General features: G+C 70.7%; 5 protein-coding genes. 1 reads left to right on the top strand and 4 read right to left on the bottom strand.

Annotation, left to right across the window (positions count from 1 at the left end):
* The coding region (locus tag G6018_RS07340) for a serine/threonine protein kinase (protein ID WP_182639274.1) at window positions 1–2,076 on the top strand (2,076 nt) is incomplete at its 5' end.
* 20 nt (window positions 2,077–2,096) lie between these two features.
* Here G6018_RS07340 and G6018_RS07335 read toward each other — a convergent pair.
* From G6018_RS07335 to G6018_RS07320, 4 genes are all read right to left on the bottom strand, one after another.
* Complete coding sequence (locus G6018_RS07335) at window positions 2,097–2,648, bottom strand: hypothetical protein (protein ID WP_182639273.1); 552 nt, start codon at window positions 2,646–2,648, stop codon at window positions 2,097–2,099.
* A gap of 166 nt (window positions 2,649–2,814) precedes the next feature.
* The gene (locus G6018_RS07330) at window positions 2,815–4,026 is read right to left on the bottom strand and encodes an acetate/propionate family kinase (protein WP_182639272.1); all 1,212 of its coding nucleotides are present in this window, start codon (window positions 4,024–4,026) and stop codon (window positions 2,815–2,817) included.
* On the bottom strand, window positions 4,023–6,200 hold the full coding sequence (gene pta / locus G6018_RS07325) for a phosphate acetyltransferase (RefSeq protein WP_182639275.1): 2,178 nt from the start codon (window positions 6,198–6,200) through the stop codon (window positions 4,023–4,025). Before pta ends, G6018_RS07330 begins: the two co-directional genes overlap by 4 nt.
* A gap of 184 nt (window positions 6,201–6,384) precedes the next feature.
* Window positions 6,385–7,077, bottom strand: a 693-nt coding sequence (locus tag G6018_RS07320) for an HNH endonuclease signature motif containing protein (RefSeq protein ID WP_182639271.1), incomplete at its 5' end; no start/stop codon positions are given.

Genomic DNA, 7,077 nt, shown 5'->3' with positions numbered 1-7,077 from the left:
GGCGACCGAACCGGCTCGGCACCGTTCCGGATGCGGCAACCCAGCAAGCCCGAGGACCGGCCGAGTCCGGCGTCGGAGGGGCTGGTGGACCTGCCGTACATCATCCCTGTGGACCCCAACTCGGCCATGCTCTCGCCGGAGGACATCGAGGCCGAGTGCGAGGCCTCCGGTGGCCGTCTCCCGCGGCCCGAGCTCCGGCCCGGCGACGTGGTGGCCGACCAGTACGAGGTGCGCGGCGCGCTCGCCCACGGCGGGATGGGCTGGATCTACCTCGCGGTGGACCACAACGTCTCCGACCGGTGGGTGGTGCTCAAGGGCCTGCTCCACGCCGACCAGGCGGAGGCGCAGGAGGTGGCGGTGGCCGAGCGCGAGATCCTGGCCGAGCTCTCCCACCCGTCGATCGTCCGGATCTACAACTTCATCCACGACGACTGGGCCACCTCGCCCACGCACGGCGGATACATCGTCATGGAATACGTCGGCGGCCCCAGCCTGCGGGACGTGCGGCGGTCGGCGCCCGGCCGGGTCCTGCCCGTGGAGAAGGCGATCGCGTACGTCCTCGAGGCCCTCACAGCGCTGTCCTACCTGCACTCCGTGGGACTGGTCTACAACGACCTCAAGCCCGAGAACATCATGCTCACCGAGGACCACGTCAAGCTCATCGACATGGGCGCCGTCTCGGGCGTGGGCGACTACGGGCACATCTACGGCACCCCGGGCTTCCAGGCACCGGAGATCCCCGTGACCGGCCCCACCATCGCCTCCGACCTGTACACCGTGGGGCGCACCCTGGCCTCGCTGATCGTCCGGCTCCCGGTGGTCGACGGCCGCTACGCCGACGGGATCCCCTCCCCCGTCGAGGAGCCGGTGTTCAGCCGGTACGACTCGCTCTACCGGTTCCTGCTGCGCTCCACCAACGAGGACCCGAACATGCGGTTCCGTAGCGCCAACGGGATGGCCGGGCAGCTCATGGGGGTGCTGCGGGAGGTGCTGGCGCTGCGCACCGGGAAACCACACCCCGCGTTCTCCTCGGTGTTCTCGCCGCAGCGGTCCACCTTCGGCACGCTGTTCACGGTCGAACCGACCGACTTCCTCGTCGACGGCCACGCCCGCGACACCACCCTGACCGGGGCCGAACTCGTCGACGCCCTGCCCGTGCCACTGATGGAATCCTCCGATCCCGCCGGGCGCATCCTCGCCGCCACCTCGTACACCTCCGTCGAGCAGCGGATCGACACGCTCCGTGAGCTGTACTCCGACTCGGAGTCCGAGGCCCACGAGAGCGTGGGCGTGATCATGTCGCTGACCCGCGCCTACCTCGAGAGCGGCGACCTCGCGGCGGCCGAGGCGCTGCTGGAGGAGAACGCCCACCGACTGCGCTCGGAGTGGCGCCTGGTCTGGTACGTCGGGGTGATCGCCCTGCTCAAGGGCGACCCCGTGAGCGCGTATCCGAAGTTCCAGCAGGTGTTGTCTGCCATGCCGGGCGAGAACGGCCCCAAGTTGGCGCTGGCCGCGACGGCCGAACTCATCCTCGACGTGTGCCCGGAGGGGGACCGGACCCGCTGGGCGCGCTCGAGCGAGCACTTCTACCGCACCGTGTGGTCGGTGGACCGGGCGGCGGTCAGCTCCGCGTTCGGGCTGGCGCGTCAGCTGCAGCGGCGCGGAGAGGTGTCGGCCGCGATCGAGGAACTGGACCGGGTGCCGCCCAATTCGCGCTATTCGGCGCTGGCCAACCTCACGGCGATCCTGCTGCTGTGCCAGGGGCGGCCCCTGCAGGAGACCGAGGAGTCCCACCTGCGGGAGGCCGCGCGCCGGGTCACCAACCTGTCCGCCGGCGAGCACCGGGCGTTCCAGATCCGGCTGACAGTGCTCACCACCGCGCTCGCCTGGATCCAGCTTCCCGGCAACGAGCCCTCGCCCTCACCGTTGATGCGCGGGGTGCCCTTCACCGAGTTCGGACTGAGGACGGGCGCCGAGACCGTGCTACGGACCCTCGCGCGGTCCACCGAGACCCGTCAGCAGCGCTTCCGCCTGGTGGACCAGGCCAACAGCATCCGGCCGCGAACGACGTTCTGACCCGTCCGGGTGTCGGATGCTCAGTCCCCGGGGTCGCCGCGCCGCCGGGTGGCCCACAGGATCAGGGTCACCCCGGCCGCGGCGGCGGTGAGCGCCCACAGCAGCAGGTCGGTCGCACCCACACCCGTCTCCGCCAGGGATCCGCGGACCTGCGAGTTGGCGCGTGCCCACTCCGACGACGGCGCGCCCTCGCGCGGCGTCACCGAGTTCACCGGGACCTGCCCGGTGTCGTCGGGGCCGGCGGGTGACGATGGGGAACGCGGCAGGGAGGTGGGCGCGGAGGTGGCAGGGGCGGAGGCGGCCGGGACGGAGCCGGATCCCTCCGAACCGCCGGTGCTCGTCAGACCGCCCAACAGGTCACCTACCGAACCGCCGGCGGAGCTGCCGGAGGACCCGTTCGACGGCCCGCCGGGCAACCAAACCCGTAACCCATCCAATCTCCCGCCGATCGAACGAGAGAACTCCAGGTCGGTGTGGGCGTCCAATGGCGTGGCGGTGACGGCCCTGGCGACGGAGGCCCCGCCGAGCACCAGGGTGACCGCTGCGGCGGGTGCGACCGGGATCAGCCCCACCTTCCGAAGACCTCGTGACCGGCTGGCCCGCGTATCGCGGGCGGGCTCGGTGGAATGCGGAGATCCTGGGGGGTTCGGCATCGACCAGCTTCGTCGGGCCCGGGCCGACGCCCGGGGGAGGCCCTCACTGTAGGCCTAAGAGTGTTCTTAGGTAAAGGTCGCTCTGCTACTCCCCCAGCCCCAAGACCGTGTCACACGCCCGGGCGATCGCCAGCTCCTCGTCGGTCGGCACCACCAGAACCGTGACCCGGCTGCCGGGCGTAGAGATGATGCGTTCCCCGGAACCGTTCTCGTTGGCCTCCGGGTCGATCTCCACTCCCCACCCGCCGAGGGTGGACAGCGCGTCGGCTCGCAGGCGGGCGACGTTCTCGCCCACCCCGGCGGTGAAGGTGATGGCCCCGACGTCGCCGAGCACCGCCCAGTAGCCGCCGATGTAGCGACGCAGCCGATGAATGACCACCTCGTAGGCGAGCACGGCGTCGTCGTCCCCGGCGTCGACCCGCGCGAGCAGTTCCCGGAAGTCGCGGGCTCCCGCCAACCCCTCCAGCCCCGACCTGCGGTTGAGCAGGGTGGACACGTCCTCGGGAGACATGCCCCGGTCGCGGATGAGGTGGATGATCAGTCCGGGGTCGAGGTCGCCGGGACGGGTGCCCATGACCAGACCCTCGAGCGGAGTCAGCCCCATGGAGGTGTCGACCGCCCGGCCTCCCGAGATCGCCGAGGCCGACGCCCCGTTGCCGAGGTGCAGCACGATCTGGTTGAGCTCGTCGTACGGTCGGCCCAGGATCTCGGCGGTGCGGCGCGAGACGAACTCGTGGCTGGTGCCGTGGAAACCGTACCGGCGCAGGTCCCATTCGCTGGCTACCGCGCGGTCGATCGCGTAGGTGTGGGCGGCGGCGGGCAGGGTGTGGAAGAACCCGGTGTCGAACACCGCCACGTGCGGCAGGCCGGGCAACAGCTCGCGGGCCACCCGGATCCCGCGCAGGTTGGCAGGATTGTGCAGCGGCGCCAGCAGCTCGAGCCTCTCGATGCCCGCCTCCACCTCGGGCGTGACCTCGACCGGATCGTGGAAGTCCGGCCCACCGTGGACCACCCGGTGGCCGATCGCTTCGACTCCCAGGTCCGTGGGGTGGGCGCCTAGCTCGCCCGCCAGCTCCAGGACCCGGCTGAGCGCCGCGGTGTGGTCGGGGAACGCGGCCTCGGCGGTGCGTTCCTCACCCGGCGAACCGGCCAGGTCACCGCGTCGCACGGTCAGCGTGCCGACGGGCTCGCCGATGCGCTCGACCAGAGCCCACGCCAGCTCGGACTCCATGGCGGTGTCGAGGATCGACAGCTTGAGCGAGGAGGAGCCGGAGTTGATGACGAGGACACGGGTCACGAGTCCCCTTCCCGACCGCCGGCGACACCCCGCGCCTGTTCGGCAGAGCCCTGCGCCTGAACTGCGGTGATGGCGACGGTGTTGACGATGTCCTCCACCAGCGCGCCGCGGGAGAGGTCGTTGATGGGCTTGCGGAGCCCCTGCAGGACCGGCCCGATCGCGACGGCCCCGGCGGTGCGCTGCACGGCCTTGTAGGTGTTGTTGCCGGTGTTGAGGTCGGGGAAGACCAGCACGGTGGCGCGGCCGGCGAGAGGCGAGTCCGGCATCTTCTTGCGGGCCACGGTGGGGTCGACCGCGGCATCGAATTGCAACGGTCCGTCGACGACTAGGTCCGCCATCGGATCCCCCTCGGCGGCCTCGGCGATCCGCGCGCACACGATCTCGGTGGCCTCACGCACCTTGTCGACGTCCGCTCCGCTGCCCGAGTCACCCGTGGAGTAGGAGAGCATCGCGACTCGCGGGTCCACGCCGAACCGGGAGGCGGTCTCGGCGGAGGAGAGCGCGATGTCGGCGAGTTGTTCGGCGGTCGGGGTGGGCACGACCGCGCAGTCGCCGAACGCCAGGACGTGGTCGGACAGGCACATGAGGAACACGCTGGACACGGTCTTCACACCCGGCCTCGTCCGGATGATCTCCAGCGCGGGCCGGATGGTGTGCGCGGTGGTGTGCGCGGCGCCGGAGACCATGCCGTCGGCCAGGCCGGTGTGCACCATCATCGTGGCGAAGTAGGAGATGTCGAGCATCCTGTCGCGGGCCACGTCCAGTGTCATGCCCTTGTGCTCGCGCAGCTCCGCATACTGCCTGGCGAACGGTTCGGCGTGCTCGCTGGTGCGCGGGTCGAGGATCTGCGCCCCGGACAGGTCGATGCCCAGTTCATCCGCGCGGCGGCGCACAGCATCGGGTTCGCCGAGGATCGTCAGATCGGCCACGTCCCGGCGCAGCAGTCGGCCGGCGGCGTGGAGGATACGGTCGTCGTCGCCCTCGGGCAGCACGATGTGTCGCTTGTCGGTGCGGGCGCGCTCGAGGAGCTGGTGTTCGAACATCTGCGGGGTCATGACGTCGGGGGTGTCCACGCGCAGGCGGGCGAGCAGTTCCTCGGTGTCGACGTGCTTCTCCATCAGGCTCAGCGCCGTCTCGACCTTCCGGCCGGACCCGGAGTAGACCCGCCCTCGGGTGTCCGCGGCCACGCGGGCGGTGTCGTAGGTGCCGTGGTCGGTGGACACGATCGGCAACGTCGAGCGCATCCCGCGGACCAGTCGATCCATCGCCGCGTTCGGCATCAGGCCGCCGTTCCAGATCATCCCGGCCAACGAGGGGAAGCCCTCCGCGGCGTGCGCGGTGAGTACCGCGAGTACGGCGTCGGTCCGGTCCGCGGGGACGATGACGACCATGCCGTCCACCAGCCGCTCCAGGATCCGCTCTCCGGTCATCCCGCCCACCATCAGGGCCATGACCTCCCGGTCGAGCAGGGCCGGGTCCCCGGAGTAGAGGGTGCCGTCCACGGCATCCACCAGCTCGCCCATCGTGGGCGCGGTGAGAAGGGCCTGGCTCGGCAGCGTCCAGGCAGGCAGGTCCAGGGGCGCGAGCTCGGCCTGGATCTCCTCCAGCGCCTGGGGGTCGCACCGGTTGACCACGATTCCCACCGGGTGGGCGTGCTCCACTCGGAGCTCCTCCAGGGTGAGTCGGGCGTTGGTCCCGATCTCCCCTGGTGTGCGGTCGGCGCCACGGATCACCAGGAGGACGGGCGCCCCGAGGTTCACGGCGAGGGTGGCGTTGAAGTCGAACTCGGTGGGACTGGGCACGCCCGTGTAGTCGGTCCCGAGGATCACCACGACATCGCACTGCCTGGCCACCACGTGGTACCTGTCCACGATCTCCGCCAACGCCGATTCGCGGTCCTCGTGCACCCGGACGTTGGTCACGCCGATGCAGTCCTCGTAGTCGAGGTTGACGGTGGTGTGCTGGAGGAGCATCTCCACGATGCGATCTCGAGCGGGCTCGGCGTCGGAGTCCGTATCGGTGCCGACGACACGTGGCGCGACGGTGACCGGGCGGAACACCCCCACCCTCTGCACGGTTCCGGCGAGGATGCGCAGGAGACCGAGTGCGACGGTCGACTTCCCGGTGTCGCCCTCGGGGGCCGCGACGTAGACCGCGGACGACGACAGGGGCATGCCGCTCACAGGGGAAGGAATCGTAGGTGCTGCGGACTCGGGTGAGAGAGTCTCGGAAACGGGGGAATCGGGCACGTGGGCATTGTGACAGCGCGAGCCGTCCGGCACACCTCGTACACCCCATGCGGACCCATCACGCGCCCCGATGCGAACCGAGAAGGACGAGGTCGCGGGAGGACACGGGTCAGACATCGGTGAGCCTGTCGACTCCGGGTGGCAACCATGTGCAGCGACCTGGCGAGTCCGGATTCACGACGGTCTTCCACGACGACGGCCCGTCGCCGACGAAGGCGTGATGCACGGGACACCCCAACGCGCCGTTCCCGACTGTCGTGGGTCCGCCCCGGGACCATTCCTCGACGTGGTGGAACTGGCTCCTCCTTGCCGGTGCGGCGCATCCCGGGAAGGTGCAGCCGCCGTGCGCGGCGTAGAGGACCAGGCGCTGGATCGCCGAGGCCAGGCGCCGGTCGGGGTGGGCGTCGACGTCGATCCGGTGCAACTCCTCGCGGCCGTCGCGCAGGAGCGAGACGAACCACGGCATCGACCCGGCCATCGAGACGGCCTGCCGGACGCTGAGCTGGATGCCGGAATCGGTCTCCACGAGTGCGTCGGTCTTCTCGAGTTGCTCCGGCGTCACGCGCACCACGATGGTGGCGATCCCCTTGGGCCGGGTGGGGTCGACGGCCGAACCGAGGGCCCACTGGTGAACGAGTGCGTCGTGCGCCCGCTGCTCCGGGGTGCGCTCGTCAGACCCGGGTGCACACGCCACGGCGCCGCCGGGTCCGCCGAAGTCGCACAGCGCACGCTCGACCAGGGCCCGGGCGCGAGGTGTCAGCGTCATGGTCAGGGTGCTGGTGCCGTCGGGCCGGGCCGAGCC

Source organism: Dietzia sp. DQ11-44, assembly GCF_014145205.1.
Classification (GTDB): Bacteria; Actinomycetota; Actinomycetes; order Mycobacteriales; family Mycobacteriaceae; genus Dietzia; species Dietzia natronolimnaea.
The sequence above is the reverse complement of the archived record's forward strand: the minus strand, read 5'-3'. Positions and strand labels throughout refer to the sequence as shown.

Bases quoted from the DNA above. Each gene is read 5' to 3' on its own strand.
- pta (WP_182639275.1), bottom strand. From the start codon at position 6,200: ATGCCCCTGTCGTCGTCCGCGGTCTACGTCGCGGCCCCCGAGGGCGAC.